The sequence below is a fragment of the Rhodococcus sp. NPDC077669 genome (assembly GCF_040686915.1).
Taxonomy (GTDB): domain Bacteria; phylum Actinomycetota; class Actinomycetes; order Mycobacteriales; family Mycobacteriaceae; genus Rhodococcoides; species Rhodococcoides fascians.
In genome coordinates this window covers 116,379-137,188 of the sequence record NZ_JBFBMD010000007.1, presented here as the reverse complement: position 1 = coordinate 137,188, position 20,810 = coordinate 116,379, and the positions used below count along the sequence as shown (strand labels likewise).

At 63.7% G+C, this 20,810-nt stretch carries 28 protein-coding genes; 16 read left to right on the top strand and 12 right to left on the bottom strand.

What is annotated here, in order from left to right:
• Window positions 1-13: 13 nt before the first annotated feature.
• Together AB0P23_RS11535 and AB0P23_RS11530 are read right to left on the bottom strand one after the other, a co-directional pair.
• Complete coding sequence (locus tag AB0P23_RS11535) at window positions 14-922, bottom strand: prephenate dehydrogenase dimerization domain-containing protein (protein WP_363797639.1); 909 nt, start codon at window positions 920-922, stop codon at window positions 14-16.
• A gap of 12 nt (window positions 923-934) precedes the next feature.
• Window positions 935-1,429 carry a hotdog fold domain-containing protein gene (locus tag AB0P23_RS11530; RefSeq protein WP_027496308.1) on the bottom strand — a complete coding sequence of 165 codons (495 nt, stop codon included), beginning with the start codon at window positions 1,427-1,429 and terminating at the stop codon, window positions 935-937.
• Between the two features lie 488 nt (window positions 1,430-1,917).
• Here AB0P23_RS11530 and rpsJ point away from each other — a divergent pair, with 488 nt between their 5' ends.
• Genes rpsJ through rpsQ form a run of 11 tightly spaced genes read left to right on the top strand, consistent with a single transcriptional unit; the run spans window position 1,918 to window position 7,218 of the window.
• Window positions 1,918-2,223 carry a 30S ribosomal protein S10 gene (rpsJ, locus tag AB0P23_RS11525; RefSeq protein WP_003938093.1) on the top strand — a complete coding sequence of 102 codons (306 nt, stop codon included), beginning with the start codon at window positions 1,918-1,920 and terminating at the stop codon, window positions 2,221-2,223.
• A 14-nt stretch (window positions 2,224-2,237) separates the two neighbouring features.
• Window positions 2,238-2,903: a 50S ribosomal protein L3 gene (rplC, locus tag AB0P23_RS11520; RefSeq protein ID WP_027496309.1), complete on the top strand. Its 666-nt coding sequence runs from the start codon at window positions 2,238-2,240 to the stop codon at window positions 2,901-2,903.
• Window positions 2,900-3,577 carry a 50S ribosomal protein L4 gene (rplD, locus tag AB0P23_RS11515; RefSeq protein ID WP_008718317.1) on the top strand — a complete coding sequence of 226 codons (678 nt, stop codon included), beginning with the start codon at window positions 2,900-2,902 and terminating at the stop codon, window positions 3,575-3,577. Before rplC ends, rplD begins: the two co-directional genes overlap by 4 nt.
• Complete coding sequence (gene rplW / locus AB0P23_RS11510) at window positions 3,574-3,879, top strand: 50S ribosomal protein L23 (RefSeq protein ID WP_027496310.1); 306 nt, start codon at window positions 3,574-3,576, stop codon at window positions 3,877-3,879. Before rplD ends, rplW begins: the two co-directional genes overlap by 4 nt.
• Before the next feature lie 39 nt (window positions 3,880-3,918).
• Window positions 3,919-4,755: a 50S ribosomal protein L2 gene (gene rplB, locus AB0P23_RS11505; protein WP_008718311.1), complete on the top strand. Its 837-nt coding sequence runs from the start codon at window positions 3,919-3,921 to the stop codon at window positions 4,753-4,755.
• A gap of 13 nt (window positions 4,756-4,768) precedes the next feature.
• Window positions 4,769-5,050, top strand: a complete 282-nt coding sequence (gene rpsS / locus AB0P23_RS11500) for a 30S ribosomal protein S19 (protein WP_008718309.1) — start codon at window positions 4,769-4,771, stop codon at window positions 5,048-5,050.
• A complete protein-coding gene (rplV, locus tag AB0P23_RS11495) occupies window positions 5,047-5,469 on the top strand; it encodes a 50S ribosomal protein L22 (protein WP_027496311.1) in 423 nt (140 codons plus the stop codon). The genes rpsS and rplV overlap by 4 nt, the downstream gene beginning before the upstream one ends.
• The gene (gene rpsC / locus AB0P23_RS11490; protein ID WP_027496312.1) at window positions 5,469-6,278 is read left to right on the top strand and encodes a 30S ribosomal protein S3; all 810 of its coding nucleotides are present in this window, start codon (window positions 5,469-5,471) and stop codon (window positions 6,276-6,278) included. The genes rplV and rpsC overlap by 1 nt, the downstream gene beginning before the upstream one ends.
• A 3-nt stretch (window positions 6,279-6,281) precedes the next feature.
• On the top strand, window positions 6,282-6,698 hold the full coding sequence (gene rplP, locus AB0P23_RS11485) for a 50S ribosomal protein L16 (protein ID WP_027496313.1): 417 nt from the start codon (window positions 6,282-6,284) through the stop codon (window positions 6,696-6,698).
• Entirely contained in the window at window positions 6,698-6,943 is a 246-nt protein-coding gene (gene rpmC / locus AB0P23_RS11480) for a 50S ribosomal protein L29 (RefSeq protein ID WP_027496314.1), read from the top strand. The genes rplP and rpmC overlap by 1 nt, the downstream gene beginning before the upstream one ends.
• Window positions 6,940-7,218, top strand: coding sequence for a 30S ribosomal protein S17 (gene rpsQ, locus AB0P23_RS11475; RefSeq protein ID WP_027496315.1), 279 nt, complete (start codon window positions 6,940-6,942; stop codon window positions 7,216-7,218). The genes rpmC and rpsQ overlap by 4 nt, the downstream gene beginning before the upstream one ends.
• A gap of 65 nt (window positions 7,219-7,283) precedes the next feature.
• Here rpsQ and AB0P23_RS11470 read toward each other — a convergent pair whose 3' ends face one another.
• The 4 genes from AB0P23_RS11470 to AB0P23_RS11455 are packed head-to-tail and all read right to left on the bottom strand — an operon-like array spanning window position 7,284 to window position 13,466.
• Window positions 7,284-8,609 carry an AIM24 family protein gene (locus AB0P23_RS11470; protein WP_363797635.1) on the bottom strand — a complete coding sequence of 442 codons (1,326 nt, stop codon included), beginning with the start codon at window positions 8,607-8,609 and terminating at the stop codon, window positions 7,284-7,286.
• 32 nt (window positions 8,610-8,641) lie between these two features.
• Complete coding sequence (locus AB0P23_RS11465; protein WP_363797684.1) at window positions 8,642-11,761, bottom strand: ATP-binding protein; 3,120 nt, start codon at window positions 11,759-11,761, stop codon at window positions 8,642-8,644.
• Between the two features lie 17 nt (window positions 11,762-11,778).
• Complete coding sequence (locus AB0P23_RS11460) at window positions 11,779-12,432, bottom strand: hypothetical protein (RefSeq protein ID WP_032383556.1); 654 nt, start codon at window positions 12,430-12,432, stop codon at window positions 11,779-11,781.
• Window positions 12,429-13,466 carry a DUF559 domain-containing protein gene (locus AB0P23_RS11455; protein ID WP_363797633.1) on the bottom strand — a complete coding sequence of 346 codons (1,038 nt, stop codon included), beginning with the start codon at window positions 13,464-13,466 and terminating at the stop codon, window positions 12,429-12,431. The genes AB0P23_RS11460 and AB0P23_RS11455 overlap by 4 nt, the downstream gene beginning before the upstream one ends.
• 235 nt (window positions 13,467-13,701) lie before the next feature.
• Between AB0P23_RS11455 and rplN the strand changes: the two genes are divergently transcribed.
• Genes rplN through AB0P23_RS11435 form a run of 4 tightly spaced genes read left to right on the top strand, consistent with a single transcriptional unit; the run spans window position 13,702 to window position 15,152 of the window.
• The gene (gene rplN, locus AB0P23_RS11450; RefSeq protein WP_027496320.1) at window positions 13,702-14,070 is read left to right on the top strand and encodes a 50S ribosomal protein L14; all 369 of its coding nucleotides are present in this window, start codon (window positions 13,702-13,704) and stop codon (window positions 14,068-14,070) included.
• Window positions 14,071-14,388: a 50S ribosomal protein L24 gene (gene rplX, locus AB0P23_RS11445; protein WP_008718278.1), complete on the top strand. Its 318-nt coding sequence runs from the start codon at window positions 14,071-14,073 to the stop codon at window positions 14,386-14,388. It begins immediately after the preceding gene.
• A 1-nt stretch (window position 14,389) separates the two neighbouring features.
• Entirely contained in the window at window positions 14,390-14,962 is a 573-nt protein-coding gene (gene rplE / locus AB0P23_RS11440; protein ID WP_008718275.1) for a 50S ribosomal protein L5, read from the top strand.
• A gap of 4 nt (window positions 14,963-14,966) precedes the next feature.
• Window positions 14,967-15,152, top strand: coding sequence for a type Z 30S ribosomal protein S14 (locus AB0P23_RS11435; protein ID WP_008718273.1), 186 nt, complete (start codon window positions 14,967-14,969; stop codon window positions 15,150-15,152).
• 91 nt (window positions 15,153-15,243) lie between these two features.
• Here AB0P23_RS11435 and AB0P23_RS11430 read toward each other — a convergent pair whose 3' ends face one another.
• Window positions 15,244-15,942, bottom strand: a complete 699-nt coding sequence (locus tag AB0P23_RS11430) for a hypothetical protein (RefSeq protein WP_363797631.1) — start codon at window positions 15,940-15,942, stop codon at window positions 15,244-15,246.
• Window position 15,943: 1 nt separating this feature from the next.
• Window positions 15,944-17,311, bottom strand: coding sequence for a glutamine synthetase family protein (locus tag AB0P23_RS11425; RefSeq protein WP_363797629.1), 1,368 nt, complete (start codon window positions 17,309-17,311; stop codon window positions 15,944-15,946).
• 151 nt (window positions 17,312-17,462) lie between these two features.
• On the opposite strand from AB0P23_RS11425, the gene AB0P23_RS11420 reads away from it, so the two are divergent.
• Window positions 17,463-18,086 carry a hypothetical protein gene (locus AB0P23_RS11420; protein WP_283551203.1) on the top strand — a complete coding sequence of 208 codons (624 nt, stop codon included), beginning with the start codon at window positions 17,463-17,465 and terminating at the stop codon, window positions 18,084-18,086.
• Between the two features lie 365 nt (window positions 18,087-18,451).
• Here AB0P23_RS11420 and AB0P23_RS11415 read toward each other — a convergent pair whose 3' ends face one another.
• Genes AB0P23_RS11415 through AB0P23_RS11400 form a run of 4 tightly spaced genes read right to left on the bottom strand, consistent with a single transcriptional unit; the run spans window position 18,452 to window position 20,593 of the window.
• Window positions 18,452-18,802, bottom strand: a complete 351-nt coding sequence (locus AB0P23_RS11415) for a hypothetical protein (RefSeq protein WP_283542226.1) — start codon at window positions 18,800-18,802, stop codon at window positions 18,452-18,454.
• Window positions 18,799-20,001 (bottom strand): colicin E3/pyocin S6 family cytotoxin, encoded by a 1,203-nt coding sequence (locus tag AB0P23_RS11410; protein ID WP_230593434.1) that lies wholly within the window; start codon window positions 19,999-20,001, stop codon window positions 18,799-18,801. Before AB0P23_RS11410 ends, AB0P23_RS11415 begins: the two co-directional genes overlap by 4 nt.
• Window positions 20,001-20,288 carry a WXG100 family type VII secretion target gene (locus AB0P23_RS11405; protein WP_032400139.1) on the bottom strand — a complete coding sequence of 96 codons (288 nt, stop codon included), beginning with the start codon at window positions 20,286-20,288 and terminating at the stop codon, window positions 20,001-20,003. Before AB0P23_RS11405 ends, AB0P23_RS11410 begins: the two co-directional genes overlap by 1 nt.
• Window positions 20,288-20,593 (bottom strand): WXG100 family type VII secretion target, encoded by a 306-nt coding sequence (locus tag AB0P23_RS11400; protein ID WP_196250999.1) that lies wholly within the window; start codon window positions 20,591-20,593, stop codon window positions 20,288-20,290. Before AB0P23_RS11400 ends, AB0P23_RS11405 begins: the two co-directional genes overlap by 1 nt.
• Between the last annotated feature and the right edge of the window lie 217 nt (window positions 20,594-20,810).

Sequence of the window (20,810 nt, the reverse complement as noted above, 5' to 3'; positions counted from 1 at the left end):
TCCGGACCGGCGATCACGAATTGTCGCCGGAACCTCGAACGATACCGAACAACTCGGCACAGACGGATCGATAGCGATCGGCGGAGCTGCCGAGGGCGCTGCCTGCTCGGTTCATCAGTTCGGCGAACTCGGGCTCCGAGCCGGATTCGACGGTCTCGCCGAGCAGTTGCGTCGCGCGGTGCAGCGCCGCCCGCGCGTCGGCGGCGTGTGGGTTACCTGCCTGAACGTCCCAGTACACCTCGGGCTCCCCACCGGTGATGCGTGCGAGGAGGGCGAGCATCGTCGTGTGTGGGGGAGGAGCGACGGCATCGATGTCGGCGAACGGCAGATCGAGCTCGGCCAGGGCGAGCCCGAACGCGAGAACACTGGCGTGGGTGAGCGCTTGGGTCGCCGCAGCGAGTCGGTCGTGACGCTCGGCGTCGAGGAGAACGGTCCGGCCACCCCAGTGCTGCAGTCTGTCGACGAACGCGTCGGCCGAGGTGCCGGGTCGGTGCACGACGACGGCAACGGGGCGTCCGTTCATGCCCAGGGACGGTGCGAACATCGGGTTGATGCCCAGCGTCGGGCCGAGGTGTCCGCCGCGGCCGGCGTACTGCGAGTAGCCGGACTTGACCGACAGCGTCTCCACCAGCAGTGCGTCGGGGCGTACCGCGGTCAGATCGGCCGACAGTGCCACGGACTCGGGCACAGCGAGCACGACCGTCGACGCAGTCGACAATGCAGCTGTGACGCGGTGGTCGGGTGCGGTGATGTCGCCGACGAGCGTCGCGGCGTCGACCGATGTCGAAGCGGCTCGAGCGTCGACGACGGTCACCTGCACGCCGTCGCCGCGCAGGAGATCGACCAGTAGCCGGCCGACGGCTCCGGAGCCCCCGACCACCACTACCGAATTCTGCTGCTCCGACCGCGTCACCGTGTCCATCGGTCGAGTATGTCAACGAGAGGCTGCAGATACCCAGATCGTGATGTCGGCGTGCACCACCTCGACGCCCGCGGTGTCACGGATGGCAACCGGCACGACGATCTCGCATCCGTCGGTGATGGTCGCGAAATCGGGAATGGTCTCCAGTTCTGCCACCGCGCGCAGTGACGTGGTCGCCTTCGTCAGGTACTGGACGGTCATCGACTTGGGGATCCAGCGGTGCGACGTCGGAACGGTGGCCTCGGCGAGCATCCCCATCGCAACCTCGGCGAGGTTGCACGCGGCGATCGCGTGGAACGTGCCGAGGTGGTTGCGGATCCCCAGCCATTTCGGGGCCGTGACCTCGCAGCGCCCCGGTTCCAGCGCAACCACCCGCGGCAGCACGGACGCGAAGTAGGGCACACGTAGACACATGCCGATGGAGAACACGGTGGATCCGATAGTGTTGTTCGGGAGCTTCGACCAGGCTCGATACGTGGCCCCGGTGGTGGTTGCGACTGTGTTCATGGGCTTACCTTACTGCTGAGTAAGGTCGTGCGGAGCGTATGGATCGACCCCGAGTTGATCTGTCGCGCATACTGCGGCATACTGGTCGGGTTGCCTGGACACGGGACGCGCTTGCGTGCGGCCTGAACCAGGTGAGTCGATCGAGAGATCGGCTGAGCAGAACATGAGACCAGCGCTCCACGTGAGCGCGTCCGGACCACCAGCTCGATCGGTGTGGGTTTCCTCCCTCGGATGGTTGAAGCGAAAGTTTCAGCGCAGAAGAATGAGCGGAATCGCGACACGCCCGACCGCGTGGACCGGAGAACCATGACAGATGAAGAGCGGCAACGGATACAGGTCACGCCTGGTCGTCAACGTTTTTCACTGTCGTGTGTGCACGAAGGCAGTTCGAGTCGGAGGGTTTCCCCCGGCTCGGGGACTGTGCAGACGAGGTGGAGCAGGCCGAACGGCCCGTTCTACGACCAAGCGGCAAGAAAAGGACACTAAGCGTGGCGGGACAAAAGATCCGCATCAGGCTCAAGGCCTACGACCATGAGGCGATCGACGCGTCAGCGCGCAAGATCGTCGAAACGGTCACCCGTACGGGTGCCCGCGTCGTCGGACCGGTGCCGTTGCCGACAGAAAAGAACGTGTATTGCGTCATCCGTTCGCCGCACAAGTACAAGGACTCGCGCGAACACTTCGAGATGCGTACTCACAAGCGGCTCATTGACATCCTCGACCCGACACCGAAGACGGTGGACGCGCTCATGCGCATCGACCTCCCGGCCAGTGTCGACGTCAACATCCAGTGAGCGCGGAGACAACGATGACTGATAACAAGAACCGGCCTGCGACAGGAATTCTGGGCACCAAGCTCGGAATGACCCAGGTCTTCGACGAGAACAACCGCGTCGTTCCGGTGACCGTGATCAAGGCAGGCCCCAACGTGGTCACCCAGATCCGCACCCAGGAACGTGACGGCTACAGCGCCGTCCAGGTCGCATTCGGTGCGATCGACCCGCGCAAGGTGAACAAGCCCACCACCGGCCAGTTCGAGAAGGCAGGTGTCACGCCGCGTCGCCACATCGTGGAGATTCGCGTTGCCGACGCCTCGCAGTTCGAGGTCGGCCAGGAGCTCACGGCTGCAGTGTTCGAGGACGGCGCATACGTCGACGTCACCGGCACCAGCAAGGGCAAGGGCTTCGCCGGAACCATGAAGCGTCACGGCTTCAAGGGACAGGGCGCGAGCCACGGTGCACAGGCTGTGCACCGTCGTCCCGGATCCATCGGTGGCTGTGCAACGCCGGGTCGCGTGTTCAAGGGAATGCGCATGTCCGGACGTATGGGTGGCGACCGCGTCACGACGCAGAACCTCTCGGTCCACAAGGTGGACAGCGAGAACGGTCTGCTGCTGATCAAGGGAGCGATCCCGGGCCGTCGCGGCAACGTCGTGATCGTCAAGTCTGCATTGAAGGGTGGTGCACGGGCATGACCAGCCTCGAGAAGAACACCGAGACCAAGCTGACGCTCGATGTCAAGGAAGCCGGCGGCAAGACCAACGGCACCGTCGATCTCCCCGCGGAGATCTTCGACGCACCGGCGAACATCGCGCTGCTGCACCAGGTCGTCATCGCACAGCTGGCAGCTGCTCGTCAGGGAACCCACTCCACGAAGACTCGTGGCGAGGTTCGCGGCGGCGGCAAGAAGCCGTACCGGCAGAAGGGCACCGGCCGCGCCCGTCAGGGCTCGACCCGCGCTCCTCAGTTCGTCGGCGGTGGCACGGTCCACGGACCGCAGCCGCGCGACTACAGCCAGCGGACCCCCAAGAAGATGAAGGCCGCCGCACTGCGCGGAGCCCTCTCCGATCGGGCCCGCAGCGAGCGCCTGCACGTCATCACCGAATTGGTTGCCGGACAGGTTCCGTCCACCAAGGGTGCGAAGACGTTCCTCGCCGAGATCTCGGACCGCAAAAAGGTCCTGCTCGTCGTCGGCCGCGAGGACATCGCAGCCTGGAAGAGCGTTCAGAACCTGGACGGCGTGCACCCCATCGCACCCGACCAGCTCAACACGTACGACGTGCTCAACGCCGATGATGTCGTTTTCAGCGTGGAAGCGCTGAACACCTTCATCGCTGGGCCTGCAAAGAACGAGGAGGCAAGCAAGTGACCACGATCGCCGATCCCCGCGACATCTTGCTGGCACCGGTCATCTCCGAGAAGTCCTACGGACTGATCGAAGAAGGCACGTACACGTTCCTGGTGCACCCGGACTCGAACAAGACGCAGATCAAGATTGCCGTCGAGAAGATCTTCGACGTCACCGTGACCAGCGTCAACACGATGAACCGTCAGGGCAAGCGTAAGCGGACCCGGTTCGGTTACGGCAAGCGCAAGGACACCAAGCGCGCGCTCGTAACGCTCTCCGCCGACAGCAAGCCCATCGAGATCTTCGGAGGTCCGGTCGCGTAAGCGACTGGGACTCTTCGGATATAGAGGACGAGAAGACTCATGGCAATCCGTAAATACAAGCCGACAACCCCGGGCCGTCGTGGCTCCAGCGTGTCCGACTTCGCTGAGATCACGCGTTCGACCCCCGAGAAGTCGCTGATCCGCCCGCTGCACGGTCGCGGTGGACGTAACGCACACGGTCGTATCACCACCCGGCACAAGGGTGGCGGTCACAAGCGTGCGTACCGTCTCATCGATTTCCGTCGCAACGACAAGGACGGCGTGCCGGCCAAGGTCGCTCACATCGAGTACGACCCCAACCGCACCGCGAACATCGCACTGCTGCACTTCGCAGACGGCGAGAAGCGCTACATCGTCGCACCCAAGGGCATCGCCCAGGGCTCGCCGATCGAGCAGGGTGCCAATGCCGACATCAAGCCCGGCAACAACCTGCCCCTGCGCAACATCCCGACGGGTACGACCATTCACGCGGTCGAGCTCCGTCCGGGTGGTGGCGCGAAGATGGCCCGCTCCGCCGGAGCGAGCATCCAGCTCCTCGGTAAGGAAGGCCCCTACGCCACGCTGCGTATGCCGTCCGGTGAAATCCGTCGCGTCGACGTGCGCTGCCGCGCAACCGTCGGCGAGGTCGGCAACGCCGAGCAGTCGAACATCAACTGGGGTAAGGCCGGCCGCATGCGCTGGAAGGGCAAGCGCCCGACCGTTCGTGGTGTCGTGATGAACCCGGTCGACCACCCGCACGGTGGCGGCGAGGGCAAGACCTCCGGTGGACGCCACCCGGTCAGCCCCTGGGGACAGCCTGAAGGCCGTACCCGCAAGAACAAGGCGAGCGACAAGCTCATCGTCCGTCGTCGTCGTACCGGCAAGAACAAGCGCTAGGAGGGAGTTCAGAATGCCACGCAGCCTGAAGAAAGGCCCGTTCGTAGACGATCACCTCCTCGCGAAGGTTGACGTCCAGAACGACAAGGGAACCAAGCAGGTCATCAAGACCTGGTCCCGTCGATCGACAATCCTCCCCGACTTCATCGGTCACACTTTCGCCGTCCACGACGGTCGCAAGCACGTACCGGTGTTCGTGTCCGACTCGATGGTCGGCCACAAGCTCGGAGAGTTCGCACCGACCCGCACGTTCAAGGGTCACATCAAGGACGACCGGAAGGCGAAGAGGCGATGACCAACTTCACCCCCACCGCCAATCCGACTGCCAAGGCCGTAGCGAAGCACGTTCGCGTCACGCCGATGAAGGCACGTCGCGTCGTGGATCTGGTTCGTGGGCGCTCCGTCGAGGACGCGCTCAACATCCTCAAGTTCGCGCCGCAGGCAGCGAGCGAGCCGGTCGCCAAGGTGATCGCGTCCGCAGCCGCCAACGCAGAGAACAACCTGGATCTCGATCCCAGCACGCTGATCGTCGCCACTGCATTCGTCGACGAGGGCACCACCCTCAAGCGATTCCAGCCGCGTGCTCAGGGCCGGGCATTCCGGATCCGCAAGCGCACCAGCCACATCACGGTGATCGTCGAAAGCCTGCCCAAGACCGGCGGAACGTCTCGTAACCGTCGTAAGGGCCAGGCGTCCAAGGAAGGGGCTCAGTAGTGGGTCAGAAAATCAACCCGCACGGCTTCCGCTTGGGTATCACCACTGACTGGAAGTCGCGTTGGTACGCAGACAAGCAATACTCGGAGTACGTCAAGGAAGACGTCGAGATCCGCAAGCTCCTCGCCACCGGCATGGAGCGCGCGGGTATCGCCAAGGTCGAGATCGAGCGCACTCGTGACCGTGTTCGCGTGGACATCCACACGGCACGTCCGGGCATCGTCATCGGTCGCCGTGGTGCCGAGGCCGACCGCATCCGCGGAGCTCTCGAGAAGCTGACCGGCAAGCAGGTTCAGCTCAACATCCTCGAGGTCAAGAACGCCGAGTCCGAGGCTCAGCTCGTGGCCCAGGGTGTTGCCGAGCAGCTCAGCAACCGCGTCGCATTCCGTCGCGCAATGCGTAAGGCCATCCAGTCGGCCATGCGTCAGCCGAACGTCAAGGGCATTCGTGTTCAGTGCTCCGGCCGTCTCGGTGGCGCTGAAATGTCTCGCTCGGAGTTCTACCGCGAGGGACGCGTTCCCCTGCACACGCTCCGCGCCGACATCGACTACGGGCTGTACGAGGCCAAGACCACCTTCGGCCGCATCGGCGTCAAGGTCTGGATCTACAAGGGCGACATCGTCGGCGGACGGCGTGAACTCGCTGCCGCTGCGGCTCCGGCCGCCGGCGCAGACCGTCCCCGTCGTGAGCGTCCCACTCGTCCGCGTCGCAGCGGTGCCTCGGGCACCACGGCGACCAGCACCGAGGCCGGCCGCGCGGCATCCGCAACCGAGGCTCCGGCCTCGACCGAGCCCACTCAGGAGGGCTGACGCATGTTGATCCCCCGCCGGGTCAAGCACCGCAAGCAGCACCACCCGAAGCGTTCGGGTGCCGCCAAGGGCGGAACTCAGGTGACATTCGGTGACTACGGCATTCAGGCTCTCGAGCCCGCCTACATCACCAACCGTCAGATCGAGTCCGCTCGTATCGCGATCACTCGCCACATCAAGCGTGGCGGCAAGGTCTGGATCAACATCTTCCCGGACCGCCCGCTCACCAAGAAGCCTGCCGAGACCCGCATGGGTTCCGGTAAGGGTTCGCCCGAGTGGTGGATCGCGAACGTCAAGCCGGGTCGCGTGCTCTTCGAGCTGTCGTACCCCGACGAGACCATTGCGCGTGAGGCACTGACTCGCGCCATCCACAAGCTGCCCATCAAGGCACGCATCATCACCAGGGAGGAGCAGTTCTGATGGCTACCGGAACCCCAGCCGCAGAGCTCCGCGAGCTCACCGGTGAAGAGCTGGTCACCAAGCTGCGTGAGTCGAAGGAAGAGCTGTTCAACCTTCGTTTCCAGATGGCTACCGGCCAGTTGGACAACAACCGTCGACTGCGCACCGTCCGTCACGAGATCGCGCGCATCTACACCGTCCTGCGCGAGCGTGAGCTCGGCTTGGCATCTGGTCCTTCCGAGGACACTGCAGGTGACGCGGCATGAGCGAGGAAAAGACTGTGACTGAAGAGCGCAACAACCGCAAGACTCGGATCGGCTACGTCGTATCCGACAAGATGGAGAAGACGATCGTCGTCGAGCTCGAGGACAGGGTCAAGCACCCCCTCTACAGCAAGATCATTCGTCGTACCACCAAGGTCAAGGCACATGACGAGAAGGGCGACGCCGGCGTAGGCGATCGCGTTCAGCTCATGGAGACCCGTCCGCTGTCCGCCACGAAGCACTGGCGACTGGTCGAGGTTCTCGAAAAGGCCAAGTAGGACCTTCACAAAAATGCCCGCTCCCTTCCCGGGGGCGGGCATTTGTGCTTTCCGAAGCGTGCGGCTTACCTGCCCAGCAAGCCGCCCAGCGCTCCGCCGACGCCTGCTTGCTCGCCGCCACCGGTACCGCCGACCGGTCCACCCGGCGGCTGTTCCGACGGCTGCACCACCACGAACCCCTGGCCGGCGAATTCCAGCGTGAACCTCTCTCCGGTCGAGCGGCCGATCAACGTTCCGAGCCCGAACGAGTCGTTCTTCTTCACTCTCGTCTGCAGAGACGACGACCACGCAACTGCTGCCTGCGGGTCGGCGAACGTCGGCTGGTCGACGTTCAGGACGACCGGCACTCCGTCGGTGGTGATGGCGATACGGCCCCGACCGGTGAACACACAGTTGAAGAACCCCGCGTTTCCACCCGCAGCGGCACCCTGGACACGCTTGATGTCGTAACTCAGCGAGGAGTCGAACGCGAGAACGTTGGCCCCGTTGATGGTGAGCCCGTCCGTGCCGTCGAGATCGATCAGATGAACGTCCTGTGCGGCGTTGGCGAGGAACAGGTCGCCCTGGCCCGTGACCTTCATCAGGGGGACGCCTTCGCCGGACAGGGCTTGTTTGAGGGCTCGACCTATACCCCCGGAGCCCTTGGCCTCGAACTGCAGATTGCCCTGGTACGCGACCATCGAGCCGGCCCGAGCCATGATCTCGCCGTTCATGCCGACCCGGCACATCTTGCTGCCCTGTTTCTGGATCCCGGATCCGGGAACTTCGGCGTGGGCGGGCGCGAACAGTTCACTTCTCATGGCCAGGACTCCTTGTGGGACAGGTGAATTCACGATCGCATCGCGTCGGTGCGAGGGCGGTGCCGTCGGTGCCTCGGATGTGGGCGGATCGTCGTCCTCGACGCTGATACCGAACGCGGTGGCCAGGCCCGCCAACCCATCGGCGTACCCCTGGCCCACCGCCCGAATTTTCCATTGCTGGTTGCGGCGATAGAACTCCAGGATGACGAGAGCACTCTCGTCGCCGAGTGCGTCGGCGGTAAATCCGACAATCGCACCGCCCGACGCGTCGGAGACGGTCACCGATGTCGGGCCGGCGGCAGAGAACGTTGCCGGACCGGTACCGTCCAGCGATGCCGCGATGACAACGGTCTCGATATCGGCTGGAATCGCGGAGGGATCGATCAGGACGAGATGGCCGGACGGCCCGCGCTGGTACTCGAGGCCCGCGCCCTCGGGTTGGTTGTAGAACACCAGATCCGCGTCCGAACGCACCCGTCCGTCCGGCCCCAACAGCAGCGCGGACACGTCGACCGACGTCGAGGCGGCAAGTGTCACCGTCAGCCGGCCGGTCGGAGCGGGGCAGTTCTCCCCGCGAGCGAGGTTTTTCATCGGATCCAGTGTGCCAGTGTCGACGCGTGCTGTCAGGAACGCGCGAGTTCGATGACTTCTTCCTCGGTCGGCGGGCTCTTCGGGTGGTAGGACAGGCACAGGGGAGTGGCGGTTCGCCGGAACTCTGCGCCCTCGACGGCAGCGTAGAACTGCCCCGCGGGCAAACGGCCGACATCGGGTACCGAGCCGCCTTTGACGCGGGCCATCTCCTTGGCCGCCTCGACCTGGGACGGGCTGTTGAGCAGTCCGTAGAACTGTGTCGACGCGTTTCCGGCGATGCGGTTGTGCAACCCCTTCGGTGCCTGCGTGGCAAACACGAGACCGAGACCGTACTTACGCGCCTGCGACGCCAGCGCAAGTGTGCTGTGTGTCGCTGCGGTCGTGCGATCGGAGGGGGCGAAGTTCTGCGCCTCGTCCATCACGAACAGTCCGCCGAGCGGCCGGTCACCCGCGGGGTTCTTCTTGATCCAGGAGAACAGGCCCATCTGCAGCTGATTGACGAAGCTCTGCTTCTGCTCGTCGGTGGTCAGGCCCGCAAGATTGATCACCGATACTCGGGCCTTCTTGCCGTCGGCCGGAGTCAACAGCACTGCCGGGTCGACCGGGGTGCCCGCCCCTGCGAACATGGGGTCGTTGGCCACGGCTGCCTTCAGATTTTCGGCCAGTCCCTGCGCGATCCGTACGGCATCGCGCAGGTCGCTGGTGTCCTCGGGCAATTCTTCGAGCAGGTCGATGAAGTCCGCCAGCGTGCCGCCCTGTGGGCGTCGACCGAAGAGATCGAGCGCCGACTTCAGCACTGCGCGGCCGTGTTTCGCCTTCTGGGAAGTACCCAGGACGCCGGCGGCGGGCTCGAGCGACGCCAATGCAGATTCGACGGAGGAATCGAACTCGTCGGCATCACCGAGAACGCTGACGAAATCGGGCAGTGGCTGAAAGCTCAGCGGTCGGCCCGCCGACTTGCGGGGCGTCCACACCACGACGTCGGTGTCGCGTAAATACGCCGCCGCCTTGGCCTCGTCGCCCGGCGGCCACGTCCGTTCGTCCTCGGGCCACGCGGTGCCGAGGCGAGCCAGGTCGTTGTTGACGTCCAACACGATCGCCGAAACACCTTGCAGCGCACATTCTTCCACCAGTCGGCGAATCAGTACCGTCTTCCCCGATCCGGAACCCGCGAAGATCGCTGTGTGCTTACGGAGCGCCTCGAGTTGGATTGCGACGTCCGCACCGGTGCTCACTTCCGACCCGGCGACGATCGACGGTCGGCGGCTCGCAATCGGTTCGGCCGCGACGGTGTTCTCGGGTTCGATCAATGCGGTGTCGTCGTCGACGACGCTGACCGCAGGCAACACGGAGGAGAACAGTTCGACCTCGTGTGCGGGCTTGCGTGCGAGCAACCACGACGTGAGAGCGGGGGAGTTCTCGGCCAGCAGGACCGACAGAGCCGCCAAGGCCCTGCGGTCCTCGTCGCCGAACGGAACGACAATGCCGCCGGCACGTCGCAGAGCGGCGACGGTCTGCTCGGTCTTCGCGCCATTGGGCCACGGGTCGTTTCTGATGAGGATCAGTCGCCGTTTCGGCATGTCTGCCCTGAGGCCGGCCGTGGTCACTGCACGCTCCACACGGGCCAACGCGGCCCTGGCGTTGCCGGAGGTGACCGCGCGGAAGCACCAGTGCTCCTCGTCGTCCGTATCGGTGTCGACGGTATGTCGCAGCCTGGCATGCAGGGCAGGCTTGCCGCTCGGAGGTGGGTCCTGGGCAAGGCTGTCGTCCGAGGACTGATGCTCGTGGATCCACGCGGTCAGGCCCGCAGACAGGAGTGCGGGGACGATCGAGTCCTCACTGTCGGGCTTCAGCGGAATGGAGACGTCGACCTGTTTGCGCAGTTCTGCGTAGCGATCGTCGAGTATGTCGAGTTCGTCGACCCGTGCTTTGGGGAGGTCCTGCGCATCCGCGGGCCCGGACTTGTCCGTGAAACTCTCCAACTCCGACGCGACGCCGGTGTCGAGGCAGTGCCTGATGTGACGGTCGACCGCGATCAGCAGCTGCCGCGGAGTGAAGTCCGGGGCCTGCTCGAATGCGTCGGGTGCCACCGGCCACGTCGGATGCGGAGGGGTGAAGCCGGCCTCGAGAAAGCACGCCGCCAGACGTCGTCCCAGTAACAGGCGTCCGATGTCGGACGACGGAATCGGCTTGAGAGGCTGCGTCACTCGGAAGCGGTCGCGCATCGGTGCCACGCCGCGGGCGGCGATCAACTCCCACGCGCTCGACAGTGCCGAGAGTACCGACGCGGTGCGAGGAAGTGTTTCGCGCAGCGACATCAGACCGTGCGCCAGTTGCTCGACGACCTTGTCTTCCTGTGCGTCGGCGAACTCCTGATCCGATCCCGTTCGGGATTGCGCGACCAACGTGTCGATCTGGTCTATCGCGAGAATTGTCGGACCGGTGATGGCCAGCAGCCGTGAGATGTTCTCGGCAATGCCTTGGTGACCGAGCTCGGCCCGGCGGATTCCCCAGGGCGAGAATTCTTCGGCATCGACGTCGTCGATCGACTGCAGGTATGCGTCACCGAGATCCTGGACGGCCGAATCGGGGGCGATGGACAGCACCAAGGCGCGCAGAGTGTGCTGCGAGGTGCGCCGATGTCGGGGGTGAACCTTGTATACGGCGGTGACGAAGTCGTTCAGCGTCTCGGCGTCGATCATGTTCTCGCCCATGATCTTTGCGCGTTGTTCGTCGGGAATGTCACCGATCGTGCACAAGCGACGCAGCAGAAGTGCGAGTTGGCTGTCGGATCCTTGGCCGGAGGGCCGCATCAGGTCGTCGAGCATCCCCATGAGAGTCGACCGCCAGAAGCCCGCGGCGTCGAGCAGCCTGATCAGGAAGAAGTACCCGCCCTTCTGCTGCACGCCCTCGCGCACCTGCCCCAGCAGATGCGTCTTGCCGGATCCGGCCGGCCCGCGTACGACGACTCCGAGCGGACTGGCGTCATCCGACGTCTCCGCGTCGTCGTAGGCGTTCATCACCTCGAGGAACACCCGCTCGTGCATGCCGGGAACGTGCACGTTGGACTGCGAACGCCACACGTCGTCGGGGGTCGGGGCCCAGCTCAGCCGTACCGATTCCAGAGCCCGGATCTGCTCGTTGTCCGTCATCGTGGAGTTCACGCCCATCATGATTCGATCGAGAGAAGGTGGTTCTGCTGATTACCGACGACGACGGCTGCAGCGCGTTCCTCGTCGGTCAGCGTCTTCTGGTTCTCCTCGGGTATCAGCGAGACGTCCGCGGCGCGTCGCAGCCGTGCGAGAGCATCGTCGAGATCGCCACGAGGGATGTCTCGCAACTCGTTTCGCAAGCGAGACAGCCGAACGGTGCTACCGGGTTCACGTGCGAGCGACGCGTACGCGGTGCGAATCGAGGCCTCGATGTCGACGGTCTTGTCGGCCTTCTCGGAGCTGTCGAGGGGGGCGGTCTCGTCCCCGCGGGGCGAGAACACATCGGCCGGACGGCTGTCGGTGCGATCCAGCCAGCGACGTAACCCTGCCAACACGGTGAACATGGCCTTGCCTGCGCCTGTCGACCGAGCCGGTGGTTCACCGCCGATGAGCTCACCGCAGGTGCGCCACCCTTTGTCGGTCAGCTCCAGGGTCATCGGGCGCACCGAAGAATCGACCTCGATCAATCCCGCATTCTTCAGTTTGTCGCGGGAAGCCTTCGGTAGTTCGGGGCCGAGTCCCTTGAGGGCGCTGTTCTTCACCGGACTCGCTTCGGCCATCAGAACGAGCAGTACTGCTGCTTCGGTGCCGTTCAGGTCTTCGGTACTCATCGAGGATCCCCCTTCGATCGTCTTCTCGATACTGCCTCGCGGATGGTAGCCACAGCGCGGTGCGGGTCGTCGATCACCTGAGCGTTGGTGAACCGCAACACCATGTACCCGTGTGTCTGCAGCTGGTTGTCGCGCACGCGGTCCTCGGCGAAGCGCTGGGCGGCACGGTGCTCGTCGCCGTCGATTTCCACGATGACTCTCTCGGTGCGCCACAGTACGTCGACTGTGAACGGACGGCTGAGTTCGCCGAGCCGAATCGAGCGATTGTGCTCTCGACCGGTGGCCCATTCGTGCTGGTCCAGCGCTCTGTACAGGCGCTTCTCCGGACCGCTCGCCGGGTGTGGGTGCCCGGCGATCGGCGGATAGCTCAACGGCCGGAAGCGATCGAGGACAGTGCTGACGCCGGCAGGCACTTCGGGTGCGCGCACCGATACGGACGGGAATCTGTCCATCCTCGACGAGCCACCGCCGGTGAGCCACACGCCCGCCCGTGCGTGAGCACACAGCCATTCCGCTGCGGTCGACACGAAGTCGGCGTCCACGGCGTCGGGTACGACCAGCACGAGAGCGACAACGTCGCGGCCGTGAGCTGCCGCGAGAGCTCGCGCCGAACCTGCCGCGCGGGTCTCGACGGTGAACACCGCCCGGCGTATCGGCCGTCCCGAGGAGGCCGACTCGGCCAGAGCCGCTATGTAGGGGCCGAAGTGTGCCGAGTCGGCAGCCAGGCGAACGGCGGACGTGCGAGCGGCACGCCGCTCCAACGTGGAGGTCCCTGCGTTGTGCTCGAACTCGGGGAGCCACAGCGCGGTCGAGTGGACCGCTGCGGTCTCCAGCGACGTGACCACCATCTCGACCAGGTCTGCCGAACGACGAGATGCCGGCTCGTCGACAGTGAAGAAGACGATCGCAGGTGCGTCGGCGGGGAGCGGGTTCGCGGATTCGGCGAGCTCGCGTTCGGACGCCCCGCGAAGTCGAGTCACTCGATCTGCGGGAAGACTCGACCACCAGCCTGCGGTCTCACCGTTCCCGGTCACAGCTGCTCCCCGCCCACCCCTGTTGCCCCATCTCCGAACCGTACCGACAAGGTCCGACACGTAGGGGGCGAGCACGTCTCCGTGACGGCGATTTGGCTCTGGCATCGGCGTTCCCCTACACTTGACCGGTTGCCTGTGGCAGCGGTGTGTCTTCGTGCGCCCGCTCTCGGCAGCCGACCGCGCGTGTCGGGACGGAAATCCGGCACGTACGTACATCCAGGTCAAGGAGAAGTTAGTGATTCAGCAGGAGTCGCGAGTACGCGTCGCTGATAACACGGGCGCGAAGGAAATCCTTTGCATCCGCGTTCTCGGTGGTTCGTCACGTCGCTACGCCGGAATCGGCGACATCATCGTAGCTACGGTGAAAGACGCCATTCCCGGTGGAAACATCAAGAAGGGTGAGGTCGTCAAGGCCGTCATCGTCCGCACCGTCAAGGAGCGTCGCCGTCCGGATGGCTCGTACATCCGTTTCGACGAGAACGCTGCGGTGCTGATCAAGCCGGACCACGACCCCCGTGGAACCCGCATCTTCGGCCCGGTCGGCCGCGAGCTGCGTGAGAAGAAGTTCATGAAGATCGTCTCGCTCGCCCCGGAGGTGCTGTAAATGAAGGTGCACAAGGGCGACACCGTTCTCGTGATCGCAGGCAAGGACAAGGGTGCCAAGGGCAAGGTCATTCAGGCCTACCCCGCTGACTCCAAGGTTCTGGTCGAAGGCGTGAACCGCATCAAGAAGCACACCGCGGTCTCTGCCAACCAGCGCGGCGCATCCTCGGGTGGCATCGTCACTCAGGAAGCCCCGATCCACGTATCGAACGTCGCAGTTGTCGACTCGGACGGAAACCCCACTCGCGTGGGCTACCGGACCGACGAAGAATCCGGCAAGCGCGTTCGTGTTTCCCGCAAGAACGGGAAGGACATCTGAGATGACTACCACCGAGAACATCGCGGGCGAACAGCCCCGCCTCAAGGCGCGCTACCGCGCTGAGATCAAAGACGCCCTGAACACCGAGTTTGCATACGAGAACGTCATGCAGATCCCCGGCATCGTCAAGGTCGTCGTCAACATGGGTGTCGGCGACGCCGCCCGTGACGCCAAGCTGATCAACGGCGCAGTTGCAGACCTCGCTGCCATCACCGGCCAGAAGCCGGAGATCCGCAAGGCTCGCAAGTCCATCGCACAGTTCAAGCTGCGCGAAGGAATGCCCATCGGCGCACGCGTCACCCTCCGTGGCGACCGCATGTGGGAGTTCCTCGACCGTCTGGTTTCCATTGCCCTTCCCCGAATCAGGGACTTCCGCGGCCTCTCGGGCACGCAGTTCGACGGCAACGGAAACTACACGTTCGGCCTCAACGAGCAGTCGATGTTCCACGAGATCGACGTGGACAAGATCGACCGTCCGCGCGGCATGGACATCACCGTAGTAACCACCGCAACCAACAACGAAGAAGGCCGCGCGCTGCTCAAGCACCTCGGCTTCCCGTTCAAGGAGAACTGAGTCCATGGCGAAGAAGGCATTGGTCAACAAGGCCAACAAGAAGCCGAAGTTCGCGGTGCGTGCATACACTCGCTGCAACCGCTGCGGCCGTCCCCATTCCGTGTTCCGCAAGTTCGGCCTCTGCCGTATCTGCGTGCGCGAGATGGCACACGCCGGAGAGCTTCCCGGAGTTCGCAAGAGCTCCTGGTGATCTGAAGCCTCCGGGCTTCACCACACCACGCTGATGGGCGTGGGTTCCGAAAGGAACCCACGCCCATTTTGCGTTGCTCAGGTCCTGACTTTCACACCGACCACACGTCGTGTCGTAGATCCAGAGAGCGGACCAGATCCACCGCCGCATGATGATCCTGGCTGTCGACGAGCAGCAGCAGGCCACGCTCGGACATCGCCGACGCGAGGGCATCGGTGGAGACGGTTCTACATCCAGGCGGCATGTCCGGGTCTCCGAGTTCCCGGTAGGTGTCGGCAATCGCCACTACGTCCTCGACTGGATCGAATCCCCAGACGGTCACGAAATGTCCTACGTTCCAGTCGAAGTCGGTCAACTCTGCAGTATGTACATTCGCCAACGATGCGAAGCGGAAAGGCCTGTCGGCAAGACGGTCGAGTAGTAGACGCAATCGCTCGACGGAGGGCCCCACGATGGGAACCACGGCGACGCGGTGATCGGTCGCGGTCTCGATGCCCTCCGTGAGACCTGCTGCCGTGGTCCCGGCTGCGTCGATCGATGCGGCTCTCGGCAGTAGATCCCACCCGTCGGTGATTCGGGGGGTTCCGGGAGGACGGGCCGAGTCGATTGCACCCGGCCAGATCGCGGACCTCGACGCGACCGCGAGTGCCGTTACGCCCGGTGCGTCGTCGCCCATGACGGCCGTCAGCGCAACCGATGCCGAGAACGGTCCGCAGAGTTGATCCGGTTGTGGCAGAGCATGATCGAGGGCCGAGACGATTGTGGTTGCCCCGACAAACCGTCGCAACACGTCAGTAGATCCAGCGCAGCGATTCGAGCAGTTCGTCCTCGGTATGGCTCTCCGCCCACGTGGCATCGGCGTCCCGGCAGGCGACGAACGCGCCCAGAAGTTCCATGCCCAACACGTCTCGGACCAGTGCGGACGACAGGAGGTCTTCGCGCTGTTGCGCGTGGGTCGTCGCGAGTGGGGAGATCCCCGCGGCATCCCGACGAGCATCGTCCCAACCTCCTACGTCCTCCTGGACCGGAGACGGCAACTGCGCCGAATCCGCCACTCCCGCCAGACCGGCCGCGATCGTGACGGCCAGCGCTAGATACGGATTGGCGGACGCGTCGCACGCCTTCAATTCGACGTTGGTGTGTTCCGGGCCGAGAAGGGGCGTGGCCGGTACGAGTCGCACTGCAGCCTCGCGGTTCTCGACGCCCCAGAATCCGAAGGCACCTGCCCAGTACCCCGGTCGACGACGCAGCAGTGACCCCGAACTCGGTGCCGTGATGGCAGTGAGTCCCGGGAGTTCTCGAACGAGGCCCGCGATGTACGCCTGCCCGGTGTCGGACAGTCTGTACTCTCCGTCGCCGGTCAGAGCGTTGTGACCGTCGCGAACCAGTGATGTGTGTAGGTGCCATCCGTTACCCGCACTGCTCGACGAGGGCAGGGGAGCGAAGCTTGCCCTCAGGCCCTGGGCTTTGGCCGCTGAGTGGATGGTCTGCCGCGCGAGTACCTGCGCGTCGGCCGCAGCAAGTGGATCGAGTGGACTCAATGCTATCTCCAGCTGGGAGCCGCCGTACTCGGCATGAATCTGCCCGATGTCGAGGCCATTCGCAGACAGCGCCTCGAGCAGCAGTACTACGAATTGATCGACATCGCGGAGTGCGTTCGCCGAGTAGGCAGGTCCGCGATGAGCGGACAGTCCGTCCGACTCGCGAGTCAGGGCGAACTCGATTTCGAATCCGGCCCGTACCTCGAAACCGGCATCGGACGCCTTCTGCACCTGCCGCTCGAGAACTGAGCGCTGATCGTAGGGCCACGGTGTGCCGTCCGCCGAGACCTGTCGTCCGTGCGCCCAGGCCAGCCCCGGCTGTCCGGACAGGGCGACCACGCTCGACGCGGTCTCGATCACCGGAATCAACCGCACATCGCCGGACGGCGTCGACAGTCCTTCGTGGGCGAATGTGATCCCGTCATGCGAATCGAATACCGCGAACACCGCGGTGACTCCGACTCCGCGACGTGCGACTGCAGTCAATTCTGCGGTGGGCACGGTGCGTGATCGGACAATCCCGTTGTTGTCGACCCAGCCGATGGTCACCCCCGCGATGTTGCGGTCGCGCAGAGTGTGGGTGAGGTGGTCGATGTCGACTGCCTTCGAGTCCGTCATGGTCCGACGTTAGCGAAGAAGTGGGAGTTCGGGTGTCCAACTGGGTCTGCGGATTGCGGAATGGCTTGGCTGCGCGCGTGCCGCGCCGAACTGAGCGGTTGCCCGCGCTTCATCGTCTCTGCGGTGGAGTCCAGAGCGGCGTCGACGCGGCGTGAGTCTCACGGACGACATTGGAACAGGGTTGGAACGTGCCCGAGGCTCTTATCTGAACCTCCAGGCCGCCGCGTCGTGGCGCGCCTTCTCCTTGGATTCAGTCTGCGAAGAGGCCTACGAAATAGCTGCAGCTGAAGTCGATCGAAAGCTCGCCATCAATATATTTCGCAAATTTTGCCAAATCCGTGGGCGCAACCTCGTGCATTGCGGCTTCAACTGGTCCGTATCCTTCGTCTACTTCGATCAACTCTTTTATGATCGTGGTGGTAACACCCCGAAGCGGGTAGCTCTTGGTAAGAAGCTCAGATTTTTTCTCGTACGCGTCCAGGTACCACATTTGTCATCTCCGTGGTTTTCGGCCGGGCACCGGCGCTTTTGTCATATCGCCGGTGACTGGGTCGAACTTGTCGAGGCGGTGCCCGTTCCTCGTGTGCATTCGGACCCCATGTCGGTAAGTGCATACGAATCGATATCTTCTGTTGCCTGTCCGATGTGGCCGATCGTCCGGTGGACGTTCATCGCTGAGGTGCGGACACTGAGATTGAGATCCGACCAGAGCGATAACGATACCGAGGTCTACGCTGCAGGACGTGTTGTTGGTGATCGTCAATCTGAAGAATAGCCAACTTTGTACTCGCATTTCTCGTCCAGAGTGAAGTCCTCGTTCAGGAACGCTGCAAACTCTGACGCCTTGGACAGCGGAACGTCGTGTTGACGAATCCCAATGGGAAGTTCGTTCTCGTCATCTGCTATTCCGAGAATCCTCCCGACTACCGCGGCTGACATGTCGTGAAGGACATGTTCGCCCATAAGGAGTTGGGTAGTCTTATCGAATTTCTCTAGGTGCCACATCTTAGTTTTCAGAAGTTAGTGAGGACAAGCGCGCTCCGTGTGACCGGCAATCGCTTGATCAGTCGAATAGATTCTGGTATCACGTGTGCTCCAGTCTCAGGTAGTTCACCACCCACGTATCGAATTTCCCATTCCTCAGTCGGTGAACAAGCCGATGAAGTATTCATTATCGGAGCTGACTCTGAAATCGCCCTCGATGTACTTGGCGAACTTCGGCACGTCGGCCAATGCGACTGGGTACGGTCCCATTTCGAGTGGAAGTTCACTTTCATCGACGTCAATCAGTTCTCTGATTTCGTCTCCGGTGATAGCAGTCAGGAGATAGCTGTCCGCGATCAAATCGGTTTGGTTATCGTATGATTCCAAGTACCACATTGTCTTCTCCTTGTTGGTAGTAGTCAGACCGTGCTGCCTTATTCTCGAGCGGTCGTGAACCGGCGTCGTGTCAGGTTCGAGTTGCCAGGATGTCGGGCCTTGGTTGGTCATCGACCAGGCTTTCTAGTGGGATCTGGGGGCTTGGTTTGTGCTCCGGTATTCGGATCGAATTCGCCTAAGTGCTTGCCGTTCTTGCTGTATTTCTCGACTGCGCCGTGCTGGCTATCCCATTCGTAGATGTTCCCTTTGTCGTCAGTCCACCGCGTTCTGCGGTTGAGCGGTTTTCCTCGTGTGGCGTTTGGAAAGCCTGGCAGACCGCCCCGGGGCGCGGGATGGTAGTGCCAATTTCCTCCACCAGTGTTTGCGTGGAATGTCGTCGGACTCGCTTCGAGGAGCGGTTGCACGTCCGATGCGATTCCGATGGCCGCCGCCCCGGTTGCCACAGTGACACCGACGGCAATTGCCGACGCCGCTTCCACTCCGGTGAGGACGGCGATGACACTTCCGGCAATGACGCTGCCCGTTGCGCCCGTGACGGCGACCGTTCCCACACCGAGTGTGAAGAAGCCGGCAACTGCACCGGCGATCGTGCCGGCAACGATGGCCGTCCCCACGATATCGATGACGCTCTGGTGAGCCTCCTGAATGGTGGTGGCCCATTCGCCGCAAGCGCTCGCGAGAATGTCGAATTGGTCGGCGACGTTGTGCGCAGCGATGAAGACGCCGTCCATCTGGGCGAGGACCTGCGGCAATTCGTCGGAGGCAAGTTCCTCGATGCCGGTCCATGCGGAGTTCGTTTCGTCGCTCGCTCGGCGTAGCTCCTCGGCGGCGGTGCGCCACGCGCTTCCGAGACCCCGCAACTTGTCCGGATCGCCGTTGGGCCACATGTGGCCCTGCAGCCATCGCGTGATCAGGCCCCACCCCATCGGAGCGTCGGTGTCGCCGCCGTAGGAACCGTTGAAGCGCGGTGTATCCGTATGAGGAAGTTGTGGGGGAGTGGGTAGCGGTGGGGGCGGCGGAACGGTGTTCGCATTCTCCGCGTTGGCGTGGTTGATGCCGGTTGCCGCCAGCAGATCGTGAAGTTTGCCGAACGCATTCGTGATGTCGGTTCCTGTGGAAACCGCGTCGAATGCCGCGGAATCGTAACTGTCGGCCCAAGACTTTCCGGCGTTGTCGGTGCCTGCGCAGCCCCAGTTGCGGTCGAGTTCCGCGGCGAGTTCCGCCATCGCGCCGCTCGATATGGTCTTGGCGCTGCCGTACCGGGAAGCCGCATCGGCAAGGATGTCCGGGTCGACGCTGATCGGGGCCATCAGGGCCACATTCGCTTGTTGTGGTCCACGGCTGCGCGGTAGCGATCATGGGCGCCTCGTGCCAGCGTGCCGAGTTGGGCGAGCGCGGTTCGCATATCGTTCAGTTCCTGCCGGAGTAGCTCGTGCTTCGAGCGGTGCGCCTCGGCCGCTTCGCCCTCCCATTCGATGCCGAGATCGTTCACCTCGCGCTCGACATCGGCGATCGCGGATTCGATCGTGGCTCCAACTACATGCGCGCGATCGACAAGAGCGAGAATCCGCTCGACGTCGGCGACATAGCGTGCCATCAACGGTCCAACCGCAGGCCGGAATCCATCACGTGCGCGTCGATCTTCTTGTCCGCTGCGGTGTAGTCGATTGCAACGCGATCGAGCAGCACAGCGTCCTCGGTCAGCGCGCCACACATCTTCCGAGCCGAATCGACCCATTCCGCCCACAGAACTGCGTGGGAATCGGCCGCGTTGCCCGTCCAGGAGGAATCCATCAACTCGTCGGCGTCACGGCGGATGAGGTCGATGTCGTCCCACAGCGCATCGGCGAGACCGGATATTCGGGCTGCGGCTCGACGTATGCGGTCCGGATCGGCTCTCACAGCGTCTTCCGGGACGGACCCGGCCACGGCCGGACGCCGACCGTTTCGAAAAAACCAATCGAATGCATCGAACCCCCCGGAGCGATGGAATGATGTCGGAAGGCTACTGCACCGAACCGACGAACGCGGTCGTGTTTGCCGCCTCGCACCGGCAGCGTGCCCCTGGAGCACTACCACGATCGATTTTGAGAATGGCACCCGGTTCCCTACACTAGAG